Raw genomic sequence first — 203 nt, forward strand, 5'->3', positions numbered from 1 at the left:
ATGTGTAGGATAGGTGGGAGGCTTTGAAGCGTGGACGCCAGTCTGCGTGGAGCCAACCTTGAAATACCACCCTTTAATGTTTGATGTTCTAACGTGGACCCGTAATCCGGGTTGCGGACAGTGTCTGGTGGGTAGTTTGACTGGGGCGGTCTCCTCCCAAAGAGTAACGGAGGAGCACGAAGGTTAGCTAATCCTGGTCGGAC

Annotated in this window: 1 rRNA gene; it reads left to right on the forward strand. The window is 53.7% G+C overall.

The features are described from left to right. Positions 1-203, forward strand: a 23S ribosomal RNA gene (locus tag PGQ95_RS26520); the annotation flags it as partial.

Origin of the sequence: Klebsiella sp. 141240, assembly GCF_050600805.1 — a bacterium.
Taxonomy (GTDB): Bacteria; Pseudomonadota; Gammaproteobacteria; order Enterobacterales; family Enterobacteriaceae; genus Klebsiella; species Klebsiella aerogenes.